Source organism: Pseudomonas sp. B14(2022) (genome assembly GCF_012030485.1).
Classification (GTDB): Bacteria; Pseudomonadota; Gammaproteobacteria; order Pseudomonadales; family Pseudomonadaceae; genus Aquipseudomonas.
Window position 1 is genome coordinate 64,349 of record NZ_JAAUVM010000006.1, and the last position, 20,173, is coordinate 84,521.

Sequence of the window (20,173 nt, forward strand, 5' to 3'; positions counted from 1 at the left end):
CCCTCCCACATTTGGATCGCATTTAGTCATTATTATTGGGGTGACGCCGTAGATCCAAGGTCATCGGGAATTCGTCATTGATCACAACACTCGGCACGGTGAGCTTCCCAGGCGTGTGGCCGAGACGGAAAAACCGTGCCATGCGCCGACTCTCAGCCTCATTGGCGTTCACCGGCAAGCTGTCGTAGTTACGCCCGCCCGGATGTGCAACATGGCACTGGCAGCCGCCCAACGAGCGCTGCATCCAGGTGTCCAGCAGGTCGAACACCAGCGGCGCATGGACCGGGATAGTCGGTTGCAGGCAATTGGCCGGTTGCCAGGCGCGGTAACGCACGCCGGCGACGAACTCACCGATGCGCCCGGTCGGTTGCAGCGGCACCGGGATGCCATTGCAGGTCAACAGGTAGCGTTGCGGCGGCAGCCCGCTCAACTTCACCTGCAAGCGCTCCAGGGACGAATCCACATAACGCACCGTGCCGCCCACCGCACCCTCTTCGCCCAGTACATGCCAAGGCTCCAGGGCCTGGCGCAGTTCCAGTTCGATCCCGCTGACGGCGTAATCGCCCACCTTGGGGAAGCGGAACTCCAGGTGCGCGGCGAACCATTCGGCGCGCAACGGGTAACCGGCGGCGTTCAACTCGACGATCACATCGGCAAAATCCTGCTCGATAAAGTGCGGCAACAGGAAGCGGTCATGCAACTCGGTGCCCCAGCGCGCCAATTTCGGTGGTGCATAGGGTTCACGCCAGAAGCGCGCGACCAGCGCCCGCAGCAGCAGTTGCTGGGTCAGGCTCATGCGCGCATGGGGCGGCATTTCGAAGGCGCGCAACTCGAGCAAGCCCAGGCGGCCAGTGGCACCGTCGGGCGAGTAGAGTTTGTCGATACAGAATTCGGCGCGGTGGGTGTTGCCCGTCACGTCGATCAACAGGTTGCGCAGCAGGCGATCCACCAACCACGGCGGGCATTCTTCACCCGGCTGCGGCATTTGGGCAAAGGCGATTTCCAGCTCATACAGCGCGTCGTTACGTGCTTCGTCCACCCGCGGAGCCTGGGAGGTCGGGCCGATAAACAGGCCGGAAAACAGGTACGACAGCGAGGGGTGGTTGTGCCAATAGCTGATCAGGCTGCGCAGCAGGTCGGGCCGGCGCAGGAACGGCGAATCCTTGGGCGTCGCGCCCCCCAGCACAAAGTGGTTACCGCCGCCGGTGCCGGTGTGGCGGCCGTCGATCATGAATTTCTCGGTGGTCAGCCGGGTTTGCCGCGCCTCCTCGTAGAGGAATTCGGTGCGCTCCACCAACTCGTCCCAGGTCGCAGACGGCTGCACGTTGACCTCGATCACACCCGGATCCGGCGTAACACGGAAGTTGCTCAGGCGCATATCGAACGGTGGTTCGTAGCCTTCCAGCAGCACCGGGCAGTGCAGCTCCTCGGCGGTGGCTTCGATGGCGGCCACCAACTCCAGGTAATCCTCGACGCGCTCCAGCGGCGGCATAAACAGGTACAGGCGCCCTTCCCGCGCTTCGGCGCAGAGGGCGGTGCGGGTCAGCCAGTCGGCGGACTCGTCGACCTTGGGCACACGCTCGTCGCTCGGCGCAGGTTCGCCATGGCTTTGCAGTTGCGTGCTGGTCGGCAGTTCCGGCTGATCCTGGTTAGGGTCGGTGGGGTGCACGAACGGATACTCAGCCGCCGTCACCCACGGCTGCGAGGCCAACGGCAGGCGATAGCCCAGCGGCGAATCCCCCGGCACCAGGCGGCAATGGTTATCGCGCAGGTACCAACGCCCACTCTGCCAGCGATCATTGGCGGCGGTGCGTGCCAGCGGCAACACCTGGCCGATGACTTTATCCAGGCCCTGGCTGAACACTTTGCGCAAGCGCTCGCGCTCCAGGTCGTCGCTCAAGCGCGGGTCCTGGGCCGTGACGTTTTGTGGCAACGCACCTTCGCGCCACAGGTAGTAGAAATTGTCTTCGAAGGCCGGGAATACAAAGCGCGCCGGCAGCTTGAGGCGCTCGGCGACGCTGGCCAGGAAGCGCCCGGCCATTACGCCATCGGCGCCGTAGTCCTGCTGTTCATCGGCAATAAGCGCGCTGTTGTGCCAGATGGGCACGCCGTCACGGCGCCAGTAGCAGTTAAGCGACCAGCGCGGCAATTGTTCGCCGGGGTACCACTTGCCCTGACCGAAGTGCACCAGGCCCTTGGGTGCGTAGTGCTTGCGCATGCGCTGGAACAGTTCGGCGGACAAGCGTCGTTTATCCGGGCCGAGGGCAGCGGTGTTCCACTCGGCGCCGTCAGGGTCGTCAATGGAGACGAAGGTCGGCTCGCCGCCCATGGTCAGGCGCACATCATCCTTGAGCAGGTCGCCATCGATCTGCCGGCCCAGGGCCTGGATCGCCAGCCATTGCTCTTCGGTGTAGGGCTTGGTGACCCGTGGCGCTTCCCAGATGCGCTCAACCGACATCTCGTGAGTAAATTCGCACTCGCACGGCTCCACCAGCCCACTGATCGGTGCGGCAGACGATGGATCAGGACTACAGGCCAACGGGATATGCCCTTCACCGGCGAACAGCCCGGAAGTGGCATCCAGGCCGATCCAGCCGGCGCCGGGCAAATACACTTCGCACCAGGCATGCAGGTCGGTGAAGTCGACGTCGGTGCCGGAGGGGCCGTCAAGGGCTTTGACGTCGGCGGTCAACTGAATCAGATAACCGGACACAAACCGCGCCGCCAACCCGAGGTTGCGCAGCAACTGCACCAACAACCAGGCCGAATCACGGCAGGAGCCGGACGCGTTTTCCAGGGTGAATTCCGGGGTTTGCACCCCCGGTTCCATGCGGATCAGGTAGCCGATGTCGGCGGCCAGGCGCTGGTTGAGGCCCACCAGGAAATCCACGGCCGGCAGCGGCGTGCGGTCGATGCCGGCCAGGTAGGCGGCAAACTTCGGCGTCAGCGGTAGGGTTTCCAGGTACGGCGCCAGCTCGCGCTGCTCATCGGCGGCGTAGCTGAAGGGGATTTTTTCGGCGTAGGGCTCAAGGAAAAAGTCGAACGGGTTGAACACCGCCATCTCGGCGACCAGGTCGACTTCGATGCGCAACTCGTCAGTCTTTTCCGGGAACACCAGACGCGCCAGGTAATTGCCCTGGGGGTCCTGCTGCCAATTGATGAAATGCTGCTCGGGCAGCACTTTGAGTGCATAGGACAAAATCCGCGTGCGGCTGTGGGCCGCCGGGCGCAGACGTACGATCTGCGGGCCGAGTTCGACCGCGCGGTCGTAGCGGTAATGCGTAACGTGGTGCAACGCGACATGAATCGACACGGCGGCCTCCTGCGAGCCAGGGCATGGACACAAAGCGCGCAAGACTTATGCCAGAGCGGCGGTCATTGCGCTTTATCGTAAGACCCGGTGCAGTACAGCACCAAAACGGCGCCAACGGTGGTGTCGTGGTGCAGGCGCCGCACATATTTGTGGCGTTAATGTGAGGATGGGTGGCGAATCTACCCAATCAACGGGTTTTGCGCTTTGCGATTACGGCTTGGCGCAGGTGGCGTATCTCGGACAGTTTTTTGCGCATTTCGCGGTGGCGTTTGCTATTGAGCAGCAGTAACCCCAACAGCGGAAACAGCAGCCCTATTACATACGCTGCCATATGTGGCCGATAGCTATAGGTTGGCAACACGACCAGCAAACATACAACGTAGAAGGCTGCGATAGCCCAAGCCCCCCATTCTCGCCCTCTGATCATGACGAAATGGCTGAACGCCAAGAGCAAGCCCAATAAAACTGCCGCCAGAAAAGAGTAACGCGCCCGCTCTGGGTCACTGCGAAAAAATGTACTTGATGCCAATGAAATAGCGGCGGAGAGAGAGAAGCAGGCAAGGAAGAACGCGCATATAAACGCTGGAAAATATTGCGCCAAAAAAGCTCTCAATGAACCCGGACGATCCATCACTCAACCTCCTCATAGAGGCCAACTGCAATCGTTCGAATGTTGCCTGATATAGCGCTCCCGGTAAGACCAACGGCAGCCCCGAGGGAGTCTCTGATCTGCGTCACAGTAGCGTGATTGATCTCGCTAGCTGAATAGCGCTTGGCCAGCTCACCGGAGCGTTGGCGCAGCTTCAAGAGTTTATTGCTCAGTCTTGGATCTTTCAGGCTCAGCAACTCTTTGGTGAGCGCCTTGCGTTGCTGGCGGGTCAACCCCTTGGATAACTCGTACCAACTTCTGCCAGTGGTCACCTTTCGAGCCTGCAGGAGCCGAAGAGTGGTCAGAGTAGAGGCGCCGGCACCCAGCAGTGAAGCGGCGTCCAATACCGGCATTGCATAGCGATACCAGTCCTCGCTATCCATATCGTCGTTGGCTGCCGGGTCATTGAGTTCGTTGATAGTTCTCACCCCCCCGACGACACATTGCGCAGTGCTGGCCGCTGCAGCCGTTGCACCGATGCCCGCCACCACCAGGCTCGCGCCACCCGTGAAAGGCACGGCGACTGTACCGCTGAACACAACAATCCAACCGAGGATTGCGCCCGCACAAGACAGGGTCGTATTGACTGCTTCGCCCACCAACCGGGACTCACGCGGGTTGTTAGCCACCTGATTGGCAAACTGCGCCGGCGAAATGTACCTCTGCGCCTCACGCAAAATGATGCGCTTGGGCTTGATGCTGCAGATCGGCTTGAATTCGCGCAGGGTAATGACATTGAAGTCAGCGTCGATATACACCACCCCCGCGCCGACGATGCCGGGGTCGGCGTCGATGGCGGCGAACAGGCTCGGCAGGTTGATCTGGCTTTCAATGCGCTGGCGGGCCATGAACTGGGAACGGTTGGAGTCCATGCCGATGTTGAGCAGGGGGTTGCTCATGGGGGTGTTCATCCTTGAAGGGGTGGTGACTGGACTGATGCTATCGGGGGCAAGCCCCCTCCCACACTTGATGTGTGAATACATTCAAAATGTGGGAGGGGGCTTGCCCCCGATAGCGATTTAATGGGCGCCACCTTAACAAACAGACTCCCCACCGCCTAGAAAGCAAAACGCCAGCACGAGGCTGGCGTCTTGCATATTCACGCTGCGATCAACGCGGCACGACCGGCTTGCGGGCTGGCTTGCCGCCCTTGCCCTTGGCTGCATCGCTACGTTCTTTAGCTGCCTGCTTGTTACGTGCCTGCGCCGCAGCCTTGGCTTGTTCGCGCTTGTCCCACGGGTTGCTGCCGTCGCTGCCACGGGGCGGCAGGCCGGTGTGCTGGGTAAGGATCCTGGTGGTGGTTTCCTTGGCGACCTTGTGGCTGCCGGCCGGCGTCGAGTTCTTGCGACGGGCGCTCTGGTAGCTGTCGGTGGTCGGCTGGTGCAGCGGGATCAGTTGGTCCTTGCCCGACCCAATCAGGTCGGCACGGCCCATGCGAGTCAACGCTTCACGCAGCATCGGCCAGCCTTTCGGGTCGTGATAGCGCAGGAACGCCTTGTGCAGACGGCGCTGCTCCTCGCTCTTGACGATGGTCACCGCGTCGCTCTTGTAGGTGACCTTGCGCAGCGGGTTCTTGCCCGAGTGGTACATCGCGGTGGCGGTGGCCATTGGCGACGGGTAGAACGCCTGCACCTGGTCGGCGCGGAAGCCGTTGCCCTTGAGCCACAGGGCCAGGTTCATCATGTCTTCATCGGTGGTGCCGGGGTGGGCCGCGATGAAGTACGGGATCAGGTACTGCTCCTTGCCCGCCTCCTTGGTGTACTTCTCGAACATGCGCTTGAACTTGTCATAGCTGCCAATGCCCGGCTTCATCATCTGGTTGAGCGGACCTTCCTCGGTGTGTTCCGGGGCGATCTTCAGGTAGCCACCGACGTGGTGGGTCACCAGCTCCTTGACGTATTCCGGCGACTCGACCGCGAGGTCGTAACGCAGGCCGGAAGCGATCAGGATCTTCTTCACACCCGGCAACGCACGGGCGCTGCGGTACAGCTGGATCAACGACGAGTGATCGGTGTTCAGGTTCGGGCAGATGCCGGGGAACACGCACGACGGCTTGCGGCACGCGGATTCGATTTCCGGGCTCTTGCAGGCGATGCGGTACATGTTCGCGGTCGGGCCACCGAGGTCGGAGATCACACCGGTGAAGCCAGGCACCTTGTCGCGGATCTCTTCGATTTCGCGAATGATCGACTCTTCGGAACGGTTCTGGATGATCCGGCCTTCGTGCTCGGTGATCGAGCAGAAGGTGCAGCCGCCGAAGCAGCCACGCATGATGTTCACCGAGAAACGGATCATGTCGTAGGCCGGGATCTTCTCCTTGCCGTACGCCGGGTGCGGAACACGGGCGTAAGGCATGCCAAACACGTAGTCCATTTCTTCAGTGGTCATCGGAATGGGCGGCGGGTTGAACCACACGTCCACGTCACCGTGCTTCTGCACCAGGGCGCGGGCGTTGCCTGGGTTGGTTTCCAGGTGGAGTACGCGGTTGGCGTGGGCATACAGCACCGAGTCGCCACGGACTTTTTCCACGGACGGCAGACGAATGACCGTCTTGTCGCGGGTCATGCGCGGGCTGGCCAGGATCTGTACGACCTTGGCTTCTTCCGGGTCTTCAACCGGGCCCTTTTCCTGCTCGATGGCGCAGGCCTGGGTATCCTGGGTATTCACGTACGGGTTGATGATCTTGTCGATCTTGCCCGGACGGTCGATACGGGTGGAGTCCACCTCGTACCAGCCTTCGGGCGTGTCACGGCGAATGAACGCGGTACCGCGCACATCGGTGATGTCTTCGATCTTGTGGCCCCACGACAGGCGCTGGGCGACTTCAACGATGGCCCGCTCGGCGTTGCCGTACAGCAGGATATCGGCGGTGGCGTCGATCAGGATCGAGTTGCGCACGCGGTCCTGCCAGTAGTCGTAGTGGGCGATACGGCGCAGGGACGCTTCGATGCCGCCGAGTACGATCGGCACGTTCTTGTAGGCTTCCTTGCAACGCTGGCTGTACACCAGGCTGGCGCGGTCCGGACGCTTGCCGGCCATGCCGCCTGGGGTGTAGGCGTCGTCGGAACGGATTTTCTTGTCGGCGGTGTAGCGGTTGATCATCGAGTCCATGTTGCCGGCCGCGACACCGAAGAACAGGTTCGGCTCGCCGAGCTTCATGAAGTCGTCTTTGGACTGCCAGTTCGGCTGCGCAATGATCCCGACGCGGAAGCCCTGGGACTCCAGCAGCCGGCCGATGATGGCCATGCCGAAAGATGGGTGGTCCACGTAGGCATCACCGGTGACGATGATGATGTCGCAGGAATCCCAGCCAAGCTGATCCATCTCCTCCCTGCTCATCGGCAGGAATGGCGCAGGACCGAAACATTCGGCCCAGTACTTGGGATAGTCAAATAACGGCTTGGCTGTTTGCATGACGGTGACCGGTGTTGAGATGAAAAATCGCGGGCGCGGAATATAGCACAAATTTTGACCAATTCCGACGGTAATGGTCGGAATTGAACAGAAGGGTTATTCGTCGTCGTCGAAGTTGTAGCTGCCCGGCGCCAGGTTCTCGAAACGCGTGTATTTGCCGATGAAGGCCAAGCGGATAAAGCCGATCGGGCCGTTACGCTGTTTGCCGATGATGATTTCAGCAATGCCTTTGTGTTCGGTCTCGGGGTGATACACCTCGTCGCGGTACACGAACATGATCACGTCAGCATCCTGCTCGATCGCTCCGGATTCCCGCAAGTCGGAGTTCACCGGACGCTTGTTAGGGCGTTGCTCCAGAGAACGGTTGAGCTGGGACAGGGCAACTACCGGGCAGTTGAATTCCTTGGCCAGGGCCTTGAGGGACCGGGATATCTCGGAAATCTCGTTGGTGCGGTTATCGCCGCTGGAACCTGGGATCTGCATCAACTGCAGGTAGTCGATCATGATCAGGGCGATGTCGCCGTGCTCACGTACCAGGCGACGGGTACGTGCGCGCATCTCGGACGGGCTGATACCGGCGGTGTCATCGATAAACAGCTTGCGGTCGTTGAGCAGGTTGACCGCCGAAGTGAGGCGCGGCCAGTCGTCGTCTTCCAGGCGGCCGGCACGGACCTTGGTCTGGTCGATACGGCCCAGGGACGACAGCATACGCATGATCAGCGATTCGCCTGGCATCTCGAGGGAGTACACCAGTACGGTCTTGTCGCTGCGCAACACGGCGTTTTCCACCAGGTTCATCGCAAAGGTGGTCTTACCCATGGATGGACGGCCGGCGACGATGATCAGGTCGGAAGGCTGCAGGCCGCTGGTCTTCTCGTCGAGGTCGGTGTAGCCGGTGGAAATACCGGTGATGGCGTTGTCGGTGTTGAACAAGGTGTCGATGCGGTCGATGGCCTTGGTCAGCAGGTCGTTGACGCTGACCGGGCCACCGGTTTTCGGGCGCGCCTCGGCGATCTGGAAAATCTGGCGCTCGGCTTCGTCGAGGATTTCGGCGGCGGTGCGGCCTTCGGGGTTGAAGGCGCTGTCGGCGATTTCGGTGCTGATGCCGATCAGTTGGCGCAGGGTGGCGCGCTCGCGAACGATCTGGGCATAGGCCTTGATGTTGGCGACGGACGGCGTGTTTTTTGCCAATTCACCAAGGTAGCCCAGGCCACCGACCTGGGATGTCTGGCCTTCCTTGTCCAATTGCTCGGCCAGGGTCACCACGTCGATTGGCGAGTTCTGGTCGGCCAGTTTGGCGATGGCACGGAAGATCAGGCGGTGGTCATGACGATAGAAATCACCGTCCGAGACTTGATCCAGCACGCGTTCCCAGGCGTTGTTGTCCAGCATCAGGCCACCGAGCACGGCCTGTTCGGCCTCGATGGAATGCGGCGGCACCTTCAGGGCAGCGGTTTGCAGATCGTATTGCTCAGGAGCTGAAATATCGTTCATGGCCACTTGGAATTAGGGGATTGTAGAAAAACAAAAGGCACGACCTGTAAACAGGATCGTGCCCGATGTTAACTGCCTGACACGCGAGGTGCCAGTCAGTTAGGTGTTGCTTAAGCTGCTACCACGACAACGCGTACGGTGGCTTCAACTTCGGCGTGCAGGTGCACGGCTACGTCGAATTCGCCTACGTTGCGGATGGTGCCGTTCGGCAGACGAACTTCGCTCTTCTGCACTTCAACGCCGGAGGCGGTCAGTGCATCAGCGATGTCGTGGGTGCCGATCGAACCGAACAGCTTGCCTTCGTCACCGGCGGTGGCAGTGATAGTCACTTCCAGCTCAGCCAGTTGGGCAGCGCGAGTTTCGGCCGAAGCTTTTTTGTCTGCTGCTGCTTTTTCCAGCTCAGCACGACGCTCTTCAAACGCAGCCAGGTTGGCAGCGGTTGCAGCGGTGGCTTTGCCGTAAGGCAGCAGGTAGTTACGACCGTAGCCGGCCTTAACGTTCACTTTGTCGCCCAGGTTGCCCAGGTTGGCGACTTTTTCCAGAAGGATCAGTTGCATGTGAAAATCCTCTAACTTTTAACCTTCACCGTTCGCGTTATCGGCGTCTTTCGGCGCCAGACGACCGCGAAAATCAATCAGGCCGTCGACAATGGCCAGAACCACGAGTAACGGATAGATCAGCTGCATGAACAGCAACATCGTTACGTACAACCCCACCAGCCAGAACCTGGCCAGGCGCTTCTGCGCGACCAGCCCGTGAATCAGGGCCAGCCCGGCAAACACCAGCGGTACGCTGCAAAACAGCACGGTCAAGGCCATCTGCGAACCGAGGTTCGGTCCGACAACCATGAGTGCCAGCAGCAACATCGCCGGGCCCACAGGGATTCTGATACTGCGAAATTCGCGACCAAAACCACCCGGGTTGTACAACAACGCCTGCCAATAACGCCCAAGCATCAGGCTCAGCACGCTGACGATCTGCATCATTACCGCCATCAGGCCGATCAGGGCCGGTGCAACCAGTGTCGCAAGACGCGCTCGCTCATCTACCGAAAGCTGCTGGTAGAGTTCCCCGAGGGCCAGCGGCAGGATCTTGACGATCTCCTGCGCCAGCGCCTCGATTTGCGGGCGGAAAGCCGCGTCAATCAACACCGAAAACACCAACCCCAATGCCACGCTGACCAGCAGCGTGCGGACCCAGGACTCACTTGCGCGCAAAACCAACGCAAGGCTCGTCGACCCCAGCAGCACCAAAAGTACCTTGGGTTCGCCCAATTGCAGCCACCAGATCAAGGCGGCTACCAGTCCCAGGGCCAGGATGCCAAAGGCATCCTGCAAACCGCGCCGCAGCAGCACAAGGCAACCTGCGGCAGCACCCAACCAATAAAGCAACGGCAATGCCGCACATCCAGCCACTACCAGAGTGGCCTGCACACGACCGCGCATGATGAACTCAGCTAAGGCGCGCATGCATTCAATCCCTTACTACTTGTCGACTGCCCGGTCTCAGCGGCCGTGGCTGTCGGTGTAGGCCAGCAGGGCCAGGAAGCGGGCGCGCTTGATAGCGGTGGCCAGCTGACGCTGATAACGTGCTTTGGTACCGGTGATACGGCTTGGAACAATTTTGCCGGTCTCGGATACGTAGGCTTTCAGAGTGTTGAGATCTTTGTAATCGATCTCCTTCACTTCTTCAGCGGTGAAGCGGCAAAACTTACGACGACGGAAGAAACGTGCCATTTGATAGGCTCCTTAATAAGGTCCGTGGATTACTCGTCAGCGTTATCGCTGCTGTCGCTGTCATCACTATCAGCGCTATCAGCGCCTTCGTGCTCAGGACGGTCGCGACGCTCACGGCGCTCACTGCGGTTTTCTTCAGCCTTGAGCATCTCGGATTGGCCGGTAACGGCTTCTTCGCGACGGATGACCAGGTTACGGATCACTGCATCGTTGTAGCGGAAGTTGTCTTCCAGCTCGGCCAGGGCCTTGCCAGTGCACTCAACGTTCAGCATCACGTAGTGAGCCTTGTGAACATTGTTGATTGCGTAGGCCAGTTGACGACGACCCCAATCTTCCAGACGGTGGATTTTGCCGCCGTCTTCTTCGATCAGCTTGGTGTAACGCTCAACCATGCCGCCGACTTGCTCGCTTTGATCCGGGTGGACCAAAAAGATGATTTCGTAATGACGCATGAATGCTCCTTACGGGTTGTAGCCTGCCGCTCAAAAACGGTCAGACAAGGAGTGAATGACACTTATGGATCTTGCCGCAGGGAGGCACATCGGTGCCTGCCAGGAAGGCAAGGGGCGCAATTGTAGAGAAGGGGAAGAACGGGCGCAAGGTGATTGGTGATTATTTGAACAATCTCCCCAAACACCTCAAAAGCAAATGTGGGAGGGTGCTTGCTCCCGATAGCGGTGGGTCAGTCACAGCATCTGTAGCTGAAACACCGCTATCGGGGGCAAGCCACCTCCCACATGTTGGTTCTATTCCAGGCTTAGAACTACTTCTTCGCCTTGGGCTTGGCCCCACGCTGACGCTGGGCCTCAAACAGGCACACGCCGGTCGCGACCGACACGTTCAGGCTGCTGACACTACCGGCCATCGGCAGGTGCACCAGGTAATCGCAATGTTCACGGGTCAGGCGACGCATGCCCTTGCCTTCGGCCCCCATGATCAGGATGGTCGGGCCGGTGAGGTCCTGGTCATAAATGCTGACCTCAGCCTCTCCCGCCGTGCCCACGACCCACAGGCCGCGCTGCTGGAGTTTCTCCAAGGTGCGCGCCAGGTTGGTCACGGCCACCAGCGGAATCACTTCCGCCGCGCCACAGGCGACCTTACGCACAACCGGCGTCAAGGTAGCCGACTTGTCTTTAGGCACAATCACCGCCAGCGCACCCGCAGCATCGGCCGAACGCAGGCACGCGCCGAGGTTGTGCGGGTCGGTCACGCCGTCCAGCACCAGTAATAGCGGCGCACCTTCGGTACGGTCGAGCAGCTCATCGAGCATCGCTTCGCCCCAGACCTGGCTCGGACTGACGTCCGCCACCACACCCTGGTGAACGCCTTCGACCCACACGTCCATTTCACGACGCTCGGCCTGACCGATGGCGACTTTGTTTTGGTTGGCCAGCTCGACCAACGCCTGCACGCGCGGCTCGCTGCGGCCTTCGGCCAGCCACACTTGCTTGACGCGCTTAGGGTGGTGACGCAGCAGTGCTTCTACGGCGTGGACGCCGTAGATTTTTTCCAGACTCATGACTTGGCCTTAGGTTTGCGCGACCCGCCGCTTTTCGCGGGGGCCGAACCCGCTTTTGGCGGGCCTTTACGGTGTTTACTTGGCTTGCTCGACGGCTTTTCCGCCCCTTGGGACTTTCCCCCAGACGCCGCTTTACCACCGCTTTTGGCTTCGTTGAGCAACTGCTGCTTCAACTCACGGCTCTTGCGCAGTTCGGCGTTTTTCGCCGCCGCGTCGCTTGGGCGGTAGGCTTCGGGAGCCTTGTCCTTGGAAGACGAACGACGACCTGCCTTGGCTGGCGCAGGCTCGGCGGCAGCAGCTTTCGCAGGAACGCCCTTGCCTTTGCTTGCTGGCGCAGCAGGTTCGCTGCCTCGTTTTTTACGGCCCGCCGGCTCGGCAGGTTTGTCAGGCATACCGAAGTCGATCTTGCGCTCGTCGAGATCGACGCGCATGACCTGCACTTCGACGGTATCGCCCAGACGGAAGCTGCGACCGGTACGCTCACCCGCCAAGCGGTGGTGCACAGGATCGAAGTGGTAGTAGTCGCCCGGCAAGGCAGTGACGTGCACCAGGCCTTCGACGTAGATGTCGGTCAGCTCGACAAACAGGCCAAAGCCGGTCACGGCAGTGATCACGCCCGGGAACGACTCGCCCACGCGGTCCTTCATAAACTCGCACTTGAGCCAGTTCACCACGTCGCGGGTGGCTTCGTCGGCGCGGCGCTCGCTCATGGAGCACTGCTCGCCCAACTGTTCCAGGGCCGCTTCGTCGTACGGATAGATCCGCGCCTTTGGAATGGTCATGGCACCGGCACGCTTGACGTGCGGGGTGTTCTGCTTGGAATGGATCACGCTGCGGATTGCGCGGTGCGTGAGCAAATCCGGATAACGGCGAATCGGTGAGGTGAAGTGGGTGTACGCCTCGTAATTCAGGCCGAAGTGGCCCTGATTGTCGGCGCTGTACACCGCCTGGCTCAGGGAACGCAGCATCACGGTCTGGATCACGTGGTAATCCGGACGGTCCTTGATGCTGGCCAGGAGTGCCTGGTAGTCCTTCGGCGTCGGGCCGTCCTTGCCTTTGTGCAGGGACAGGCCCAGCTCTCCGAGGAACGCGCGCAGTTTTTCCAGGCGCTCCGGTGGCGGACCATCGTGTACACGGTAGAGCGCAGGGATTTCGTGCTTTTTCAGGAATTCAGCGGTGGCCACGTTGGCCGCCAGCATGCATTCCTCGATCAGCTTGTGCGCATCGTTACGGGTGGTCGGAGTGATCGCGGCGATCTTGCGCTCGGAACCGAAGACAATCCGGGTTTCCTGGGTTTCAAAATCGATCGCACCACGCACATGACGGGCACCCAGCAACACCTTGTACAACGCGTAAAGCTGCTTGAGGTGCGGCACGACATGCCCGTACTCACCACGCAACGCCTTGGCTTCGCCGGTTTTCGGCTGCTCCAGAATGGTACTGACCTTGTTGTAGGTCAGGCGCGCCTGGGAGTGGATCACCGCTTCGTAGAACTGGTAATCGGTCATTTCGCCGGTTTTCGAGATAGTCATCTCGCACACCATGGCCAAACGGTCGACTTTCGGGTTCAGGGAGCACAGGCCGTTGGACAGCTGCTCAGGCAGCATCGGGATCACGCGCTCAGGGAAATACACGGAGTTGCCGCGTACCTGGGCTTCGTTATCCAGGGCCGAACCGATCTTCACATAGCTGGAGACGTCGGCAATCGCGACGAACAACTTCCAGCCGCCGGAGAACAGGCGCAGTTTGCCGGGCTTGGCTTCGCAGTAGACCGCATCGTCAAAGTCGCGGGCATCTTCACCGTCAATGGTGACGAACGGCAGATGACGCAGGTCGATGCGCTTTTCTTTGTCCTTCTCTTCGACTTCCGGCTTGAGCTTGGCGGCTTCCTTGAGCACAGCGTCAGGCCAGACGTGAGGAATGTCGTAGGTGCGCAGCGCGACGTCGATTTCCATGCCCGGCGCCATGTAGTTGCCGACCACTTCAACAATATCGCCCTGAGGCTGGAAGCGCGCAGTTGGCCAGTGGGTGATTTTCACCTCGACGAACTGGCCGACCTTGGCAGCGCCATTGCGGCCCGGGGTAATCAGCACTTCCTGCTGGACCTTCGGGTTATCCGGCACAACAAAGCCGATACCGCCTTCTTCGAAGTAACGGCCGACGATGGACTCGTGGGCACGGGACACCACTTCGACGATCACGCCTTCACGGCGACCGCGACGGTCCAGACCGGAAACGCGCGCCAGGGCACGGTCGCCATCGAACACCAGGCGCATTTGCGCTGGGCTCATGAACAGGTCATCACTGCCGTCATCCGGGATCAGGAAGCCGAAACCATCACGGTGGCCGGCAATGCGGCCGAGGATCAGGTCGAGCTTATCCACAGGCGCGTAGGTGCCACGGCGGGTGTAGATCAGTTGAGCATCGCGCTCCATGGCACGCAGGCGGCGGCGCAGGGCTTCGAGCTGGTCTTCGGTGGTCAGACCGAACTCTTCAACCAACTGCTCGCGGCTAGCAGGCGAACCCCGATCGGCGAGGTGCGCCAGGATCAGTTCGCGGCTAGGAATAGGGTTTTCATATTTTTCCGCTTCACGAGCGGCCTCGGGATCGAGGGACTGCCAATCGGCCATTAGAGATTTTTCACCTTGTCTATATGCGGGTTAGTTTGGCATACGCGTATTGAAACGGGAAATTTCAGGCATCAACAAGCGTTTAAAAGCCTTTTACAGCCCTCGCCGCGCACCTTGCACGACCATTGGCGAAATTTTCCAGGTTTTTTTCATAGCAGGGGTTTACAGCTAAAAAACGGCTCCGTATAGTGCGCGCCATCGACGACGGCAACGTTGTTGATGCTGCCCAGGTGGTGAAATTGGTAGACACGCCAGCTTCAGGTGCTGGTGATCGCAAGGTCGTGGAAGTTCGAGTCTTCTCCTGGGCACCAAATTCAGATCAAACCCGCGAAAGCGGGTTTTTTCGTTTCAGGCTTTTGATTTTTAACGAGAAAATCGATTTATATTTTTTGAATCAGGGGTTTACAGATTAAAAAGCCCGCCGTATAGTTCGCCCCATCAACAGCGGCAACGTTGTTTGATAATGCCCAGGTGGTGAAATTGGTAGACACGCCAGCTTCAGGTGCTGGTGATCGCAAGGTCGTGGAAGTTCGAGTCTTCTCCTGGGCACCAAATTCAGATCAAACCCGCTAAAGCGGGTTTTTTCGTTTCCGGGGTTTGAAAACGCCACCGGCAATTCCCCCCTTCGGCGCACTTGAGAAGTTTTATCGTTTATCCTTGCAATGATTTGTTGCACTCAAGTGAGGAAAACCCCGGATGATGATCCGCGATACCCATCTCAAGACGTCCCTTCTGCGTGGCCTGACCATCACCCTGCTCGGCCTGACCCTACTCTCCCCCGCCGCCTATTCCGCCGACAAGGTCTCCCTGACCCTGTACAACGGCCAACACAAAGAAGTCGGCGACGAACTCGCCAAGGCCTTCGAAGCCAAGACAGGCATTCACGTCAACGTACGCAAAGGCAGCAGCAACCAACTGGCCAGCCAGGTCGTGGAAGAAGGCGACCGCTCCCCTGCCGACGTGATCTACACCGAAGAATCGCCGCCACTGAACAAACTTGGCGAGCAAGGCCTGCTGGCCAAGATCGACGCTGGCACGCTCGACGTGCTCCCCAAGGATTACGTCGGCCGCAAAGGCGACTGGATGGGCGTAACCGCACGCACGCGCGTCGTGGCCTTCAACCCGAAATTGATTGCCGAGAAAGACCTGCCCAAGTCGGTACTGGATTTCGCCGGCCCCGAGTGGCAAGGCAAGGTCGGCTTCGTACCCACCAGCGGCGCGTTCCAGGAACAGGCCGTGGCAATTATCAAGTTGCACGGTCGCGAAGCCGCTGAAGAATGGCTGACCGGTCTGCGCGCCTTCGGCAAGGTGTACAGCAACAACATGGTTGCCCTTAAAGCCGTGGAAAATGGCGAAGTCGCCACCGTACTGGTGAACAACTACTACTGGTTTGCCCTGAAGAAAGAAAAAACCAACCTGGACTCCCAACTGCACTACTTCACCGACGGCGATGCCGGCGGCCTGATCACCGTGTCTTCGGCGGCCGCGCTGAAATCCAGCAAGCATCCAAAAGAAGCCCAGCAACTGCTGGCGTTCATGGCCAGCGAAGAAGGCCAGCGCGTGATCACCAACACCTCGGCCGAGTACCCGCTGCGCAAGGGCATGGAATCCAACCGCGGCCTCAAGCCTTTCAGCGAACTGCAACCGCCGAAAGTCACCCCCGCCGACCTGGGCAACGCGGAAGAAGCCCTGGAGCTGGAACGTGAGGTTGGCTTGAACTGATGAACCCATCGCTACCCACCCCCGCCTTGCGCGGGGGGTTCAGCCCACGCCGCAAGCGCCCTTCGATCTGGCTACTGCTCCCCGTCCTGCTACTGGTTGGCCTGAGCCTGCTGCCACTGGTGTACGTCGGGCTGAAGGCCTGGCAGGCGGGCTGGGCGCAGGCGGTGCATCTGCTATGGCGACCCTACGTATTCGGACTGCTGCGCAACACCCTGGCGCTGATGATCGGTGTGACGGTGGCGTGCGGCGTAATCGGCCTATCCCTGGCCTGGCTGCTGGAACGCAGCAATCTGCCGGGGCGCCGCATCTGGGGCGTAATCCTGTGCCTGCCGTTCGCGGTGCCGGCGTTTGTCAGCAGCTTCACCTGGGTATCGCTGAGCGCCAACTTCGAAGGGCTCGGCGGAGCGATCCTGGTGATGACCCTGTCCAAATACCCGCTGGTGTTTTTGCCGGTGGCAGCGACCTTGCGCAACCTGGACCCCTCCCTTGAAGAATCGGCCCGCACTCTGGGCCTGAATCGCTGGGGCGTATTCTTTCGCATCACCCTGCCCTTGCTGTGGCCGTCGCTGCTGGCCGGGGCACTTTTGATCGCGCTGCATATGCTGGTGGAGTTCGGCGCGCTGTCGATCATTGGCCTGCAAACCTTTACCACTGCGATCTACCAGCAATTCGAACTGGAATTCAGTAACGCCAATGCCGCGATGCTTTCGGCGGTATTGCTGCTGATGTGCCTGACCCTGCTATGGCTGGAACTGCGCGTGCGCGGCAAGGGCCGGCACGTGCGCATCGGGCAGGGCGCGGCGCGACATGCGGCGCAGGTGCGACTGGGCAAGTGGGCGCCACTGGGCCAGGTGTATTGCCTGACGCTGGCGATCATTGGCAGCGGCATTCCCTTGGGCATGCTCGGCTATTGGTTGGCGGTAGGTTCCTCGGCGGCGTTTCCGGTGGCCGAGATTGGTGAGGCTTTGCTGTCCTCCCTGACGCTGTCGCTGGGGGGCGCGGCACTATGCCTGGTGCTGGCGGTGCCGGTGGGACTGCTGGTGGTGCGCTACAAAGGCCAACTGGCGATCTGGGCCGAACGCCTGCCGTACCTGCTGCACGCCCTGCCCGGCCTGGTGATTGCGTTGACGCTGGTGTATTTCGCCCTGCATTACGTGCCGGCGCTGTACCAGACGTCGGCGTTGTTGCTGATCGCCTATGCGTTGTTGTTTCTTCCATTGGCCCAGGCGCCGATCCGCACAGCCTTGAACAAAGCCGCACCGCAGCTGGAAGAGGCTGCACGCACGCTGGGGGCATCGTCGTTCAGTGCATTTTGCCGAGTGACGCTGCCAATTATTTTTCCGGCATTGGGGGCGGCATTTGCGCTGGTGTTCCTGGACGCCATGAAGGAATTGACGGCGACGTTGCTGCTCAGTCCGACCGGACTGAATACCTTGGCGACTGCCGTGTGGGCACATACCTCGAATGTGGAGTTTGCGGCGGCGGCGCCTTATGCGGCGTTGTTGATAGTGGTGTCGGGGCTGCCGGTCTATCTGTTAACAACTCGGATGTACTTGAGCCGCTGAGATCGGTATCGGGGACAAGCCCCCTCCCACATTTTGAATGCACTTCAACCCGTGGGAGGGGGCTTGTTCCCGATGAGGCCAGAACAGACGACGCTAAGCCCGAAACTGCCCCAGACTCGCCTTCAACTGCGCCGCCAACCCGTCCAGCACCTTGCCACTGGCGGTAGTCTCCACCACCGCCTGCGCCGCACGCTCGGCCTGGGCATGGATCACCTCGACCCGGCCTCGCACCGCATGGGCACCCTGGGCTTGATGCTCGGCGGCGCGGGTAGCCAGGCCAATCGCCGCATGCACCTGCTCCACCGAGGCCTGCACCGTCTGCTGCAAGCGCACGCTGTCGCGCAGCACCAGCAAGCCTTCATTGGCCTGACGCCCGGCCTTGCCGATGGTTTCGACCGCTTCGCGTGCGCCCTGCTGCAACGCGACGATATGCGCCTGGATATCGCCAGTAGAACTTTGGGTCTTGCTGGCCAACGCACGCACTTCGTCCGCCACCACCGCAAAGCCACGCCCCGTTTCGCCGGCACGCGCGGCTTCGATGGCCGCGTTGAGCGCCAGCAGGTTGGTCTGCTCGGCGATACCATGGATGACCGTCAGCACCACTTCGATCTGCTCGCTTTGCTGGGCCAGACGCTCGATGACCAGGGAACCGGCCTGGACCTGCCCCGCCAACGCCTCGATCAAACTGCCGACTTCAGCCGAAGTGCGCGAGTTCTCGTCCGTCGCCTGACGAATATCCACCACCTGTTGCAACGCCGCCTGCATGGCGTGACTTTCGGCCTGGGCCTCGTCGGCCATTTGCGACAGCGCGCGCAAACTCTCCGCCACCTCATCACGCTGCAAGCCAGCTGCCGCATCGGCGCCGGCATTGCGCAAGGTCATGGCGCCGATTTCCACGCCGGTACGCTGCGCCACATCGCCCGCCTCGCGCACGATGGGTTGCAACTTATCCACAAAGCGATTGACCGCCGAGGCCATGTCGCCGATTTCGTCTTTGCTGTTGATTTGAACGCGCTTGGTGAGGTCGCCCTCGCCCGCGGCCAGGTCATCCATGGCCGCGATAAGCAGTTTCAGGCGATTGACCACGCGACGGCCGAGAACCACGGCGATCAGCAGCAATACGCCGAAACCAACCCCCGCCAGCCCCATGCCGATGCGCCAACGCAAGGTGCCGGCAGCCTCCTGCACGGCGCCGGTGGTGTTGACGGTCATCTGGGTCGCAGTGGCTTGCGCCGACTGCAGGCGAGCGCCCATGGCCGCCGCGCTATCCGCCGCGGCACCTTTGAGACTGTCACCGACCAACTTATCACCGCTGGCAATCAGTGCGGCAAAACGCTTGTCCAGCGCTTGCAGATCGGCCTCGACCGACGCGGTCGACACCCCCATGAGCACCTTGCCAATCTCCACGCCGTTAGGGCTGATGGAAGCCTCGACGTAGAACACCGAAGGATCGTTCTTCGCAGCGTTCAGGACTTTGTCCAGGGCGCGATCGCCCTGGCCTTTTTCCAGCAACGCCTTGTTGATCGGATTTTCGCGATTCAGATAACGAGTCAGGTGCTCACCCGCCGCGTCGTCATAAACCACAAACAGCACGTTAGGATTGCGCTGAGCGCGCCGGGCAAACTCGGACAGCGTTGGCACATCGCTGTCCCACATAGCGCGGGGCGCCACCGAGGCCAGCAGTTGCGCCATATCGTTGGCGGAGTCTTGCAGATCTTTTTCCAGCGTGGCACGCAATTGCTTCTGCTCAGCCTGCAGGCGCTCGGAAAGCCCGGCGGTCAGACGCTGACGGGTACTGTTGGACAAGCTGTCCAGGCTCGACGTGACTTCCTTGCCGGCCTGGGCCAATTCACCGGACAGCTTCTGGCTGTCGATGCCCAGGCGACTGCCTAAATCGGCTTCCAGCGCCGTGACTGTGCTCCGGGTGAGGGCAACCGCCACCAGCACTTGCACCAAAAGAGCGATACCTAGGGTAACGAACACCGGCCGCAACAGACGGCTTTGTAACAATGAGAGAACGGCAGACATCGGGAATCCCTCCACCACGGGTGCCATTAATTTGATAGCACCGCGAAAGAGAGAAGCGAAGCAAGGGTCGTGCCGCTCAGGCAGTAGAAACGACAAAGGGCTC

14 protein-coding genes and 2 tRNA genes are annotated in these 20,173 nt (G+C 60.6%); 4 read left to right on the forward strand and 12 right to left on the reverse strand.

Translation table 11 applies throughout. The features are described from left to right. Positions 1-22 precede the first annotated feature (22 nt). The 11 genes from HCF10_RS11430 to rnr form a co-directional block, all read right to left on the reverse strand. A complete protein-coding gene (locus HCF10_RS11430; RefSeq protein ID WP_167655546.1) occupies positions 23-3,313 on the reverse strand; it encodes a transglutaminase family protein in 3,291 nt (1,096 codons plus the stop codon). Between the two features lie 187 nt (positions 3,314-3,500). After that, complete coding sequence (locus tag HCF10_RS11435) at positions 3,501-3,944, reverse strand: hypothetical protein (protein ID WP_145336021.1); 444 nt, start codon at positions 3,942-3,944, stop codon at positions 3,501-3,503. Next, positions 3,944-4,861 (reverse strand): NAD synthetase, encoded by a 918-nt coding sequence (locus tag HCF10_RS11440; protein WP_131696758.1) that lies wholly within the window; start codon positions 4,859-4,861, stop codon positions 3,944-3,946. The genes HCF10_RS11435 and HCF10_RS11440 overlap by 1 nt, the downstream gene beginning before the upstream one ends. 211 nt (positions 4,862-5,072) lie before the next feature. Next, positions 5,073-7,376, reverse strand: a complete 2,304-nt coding sequence (locus HCF10_RS11445; RefSeq protein ID WP_131696759.1) for a YgiQ family radical SAM protein — start codon at positions 7,374-7,376, stop codon at positions 5,073-5,075. Positions 7,377-7,472: 96 nt separating this feature from the next. Beyond that, positions 7,473-8,870: a replicative DNA helicase gene (gene dnaB / locus HCF10_RS11450; RefSeq protein WP_017526410.1), complete on the reverse strand. Its 1,398-nt coding sequence runs from the start codon at positions 8,868-8,870 to the stop codon at positions 7,473-7,475. 110 nt (positions 8,871-8,980) lie between these two features. Continuing rightward, positions 8,981-9,427, reverse strand: coding sequence for a 50S ribosomal protein L9 (gene rplI / locus HCF10_RS11455; RefSeq protein WP_003171376.1), 447 nt, complete (start codon positions 9,425-9,427; stop codon positions 8,981-8,983). A gap of 18 nt (positions 9,428-9,445) precedes the next feature. Beyond that, the gene (locus HCF10_RS11460) at positions 9,446-10,339 is read right to left on the reverse strand and encodes a hypothetical protein (protein WP_131696760.1); all 894 of its coding nucleotides are present in this window, start codon (positions 10,337-10,339) and stop codon (positions 9,446-9,448) included. A gap of 36 nt (positions 10,340-10,375) precedes the next feature. Continuing rightward, complete coding sequence (rpsR, locus tag HCF10_RS11465) at positions 10,376-10,606, reverse strand: 30S ribosomal protein S18 (protein ID WP_003171373.1); 231 nt, start codon at positions 10,604-10,606, stop codon at positions 10,376-10,378. Positions 10,607-10,635: 29 nt separating this feature from the next. Next, positions 10,636-11,058, reverse strand: coding sequence for a 30S ribosomal protein S6 (gene rpsF, locus HCF10_RS11470; protein WP_003171371.1), 423 nt, complete (start codon positions 11,056-11,058; stop codon positions 10,636-10,638). Between the two features lie 311 nt (positions 11,059-11,369). Beyond that, positions 11,370-12,125, reverse strand: coding sequence for a 23S rRNA (guanosine(2251)-2'-O)-methyltransferase RlmB (gene rlmB / locus HCF10_RS11475; protein WP_131696761.1), 756 nt, complete (start codon positions 12,123-12,125; stop codon positions 11,370-11,372). Further along, positions 12,122-14,755 (reverse strand): ribonuclease R, encoded by a 2,634-nt coding sequence (gene rnr / locus HCF10_RS11480; RefSeq protein WP_131696762.1) that lies wholly within the window; start codon positions 14,753-14,755, stop codon positions 12,122-12,124. The genes rlmB and rnr overlap by 4 nt, the downstream gene beginning before the upstream one ends. A 224-nt stretch (positions 14,756-14,979) precedes the next feature. On the opposite strand from rnr, the gene HCF10_RS11485 reads away from it, so the two are divergent. From HCF10_RS11485 to HCF10_RS11500, 4 genes are all read left to right on the forward strand, one after another. Continuing rightward, positions 14,980-15,066 (forward strand) — tRNA-Leu (locus HCF10_RS11485). 154 nt (positions 15,067-15,220) lie between these two features. Continuing rightward, positions 15,221-15,307 (forward strand) — tRNA-Leu (locus tag HCF10_RS11490). A 144-nt stretch (positions 15,308-15,451) separates the two neighbouring features. Further along, on the forward strand, positions 15,452-16,477 hold the full coding sequence (locus HCF10_RS11495) for an extracellular solute-binding protein (protein WP_145336016.1): 1,026 nt from the start codon (positions 15,452-15,454) through the stop codon (positions 16,475-16,477). Next, positions 16,477-18,042, forward strand: a complete 1,566-nt coding sequence (locus tag HCF10_RS11500) for an ABC transporter permease (protein WP_131696764.1) — start codon at positions 16,477-16,479, stop codon at positions 18,040-18,042. The genes HCF10_RS11495 and HCF10_RS11500 overlap by 1 nt, the downstream gene beginning before the upstream one ends. Positions 18,043-18,135: 93 nt before the next feature. On the opposite strand, the gene HCF10_RS11505 is transcribed toward HCF10_RS11500, so the two are convergent. After that, positions 18,136-20,070, reverse strand: coding sequence for a methyl-accepting chemotaxis protein (locus tag HCF10_RS11505; protein WP_167655547.1), 1,935 nt, complete (start codon positions 20,068-20,070; stop codon positions 18,136-18,138). Positions 20,071-20,173 lie beyond the last annotated feature (103 nt).

What these genes read in the sequence shown, in the direction of transcription:
- HCF10_RS11435 (WP_145336021.1), bottom strand. Translation starts at nt 3,944, where the DNA reads ATGGATCGTCCGGGTTCATTGAGAGCTTTTTTGGCGCAATATTTTCCA.
- HCF10_RS11440 (WP_131696758.1), bottom strand. Translation starts at nt 4,861, where the DNA reads ATGAGCAACCCCCTGCTCAACATCGGCATGGACTCCAACCGTTCCCAG.
- HCF10_RS11445 (WP_131696759.1), bottom strand. Translation starts at nt 7,376, where the DNA reads ATGCAAACAGCCAAGCCGTTATTTGACTATCCCAAGTACTGGGCCGAA.
- dnaB (WP_017526410.1), bottom strand. Translation starts at nt 8,870, where the DNA reads ATGAACGATATTTCAGCTCCTGAGCAATACGATCTGCAAACCGCTGCC.
- rplI (WP_003171376.1), bottom strand. Translation starts at nt 9,427, where the DNA reads ATGCAACTGATCCTTCTGGAAAAAGTCGCCAACCTGGGCAACCTGGGC.
- HCF10_RS11460 (WP_131696760.1), bottom strand. Translation starts at nt 10,339, where the DNA reads ATGCGCGCCTTAGCTGAGTTCATCATGCGCGGTCGTGTGCAGGCCACT.
- rpsR (WP_003171373.1), bottom strand. Translation starts at nt 10,606, where the DNA reads ATGGCACGTTTCTTCCGTCGTCGTAAGTTTTGCCGCTTCACCGCTGAA.
- rpsF (WP_003171371.1), bottom strand. Translation starts at nt 11,058, where the DNA reads ATGCGTCATTACGAAATCATCTTTTTGGTCCACCCGGATCAAAGCGAG.
- rlmB (WP_131696761.1), bottom strand. Translation starts at nt 12,125, where the DNA reads ATGAGTCTGGAAAAAATCTACGGCGTCCACGCCGTAGAAGCACTGCTG.
- rnr (WP_131696762.1), bottom strand. Translation starts at nt 14,755, where the DNA reads ATGGCCGATTGGCAGTCCCTCGATCCCGAGGCCGCTCGTGAAGCGGAA.
- HCF10_RS11495 (WP_145336016.1), top strand. Translation starts at nt 15,452, where the DNA reads ATGATGATCCGCGATACCCATCTCAAGACGTCCCTTCTGCGTGGCCTG.
- HCF10_RS11500 (WP_131696764.1), top strand. Translation starts at nt 16,477, where the DNA reads ATGAACCCATCGCTACCCACCCCCGCCTTGCGCGGGGGGTTCAGCCCA.
- HCF10_RS11505 (WP_167655547.1), bottom strand. Translation starts at nt 20,070, where the DNA reads ATGTCTGCCGTTCTCTCATTGTTACAAAGCCGTCTGTTGCGGCCGGTG.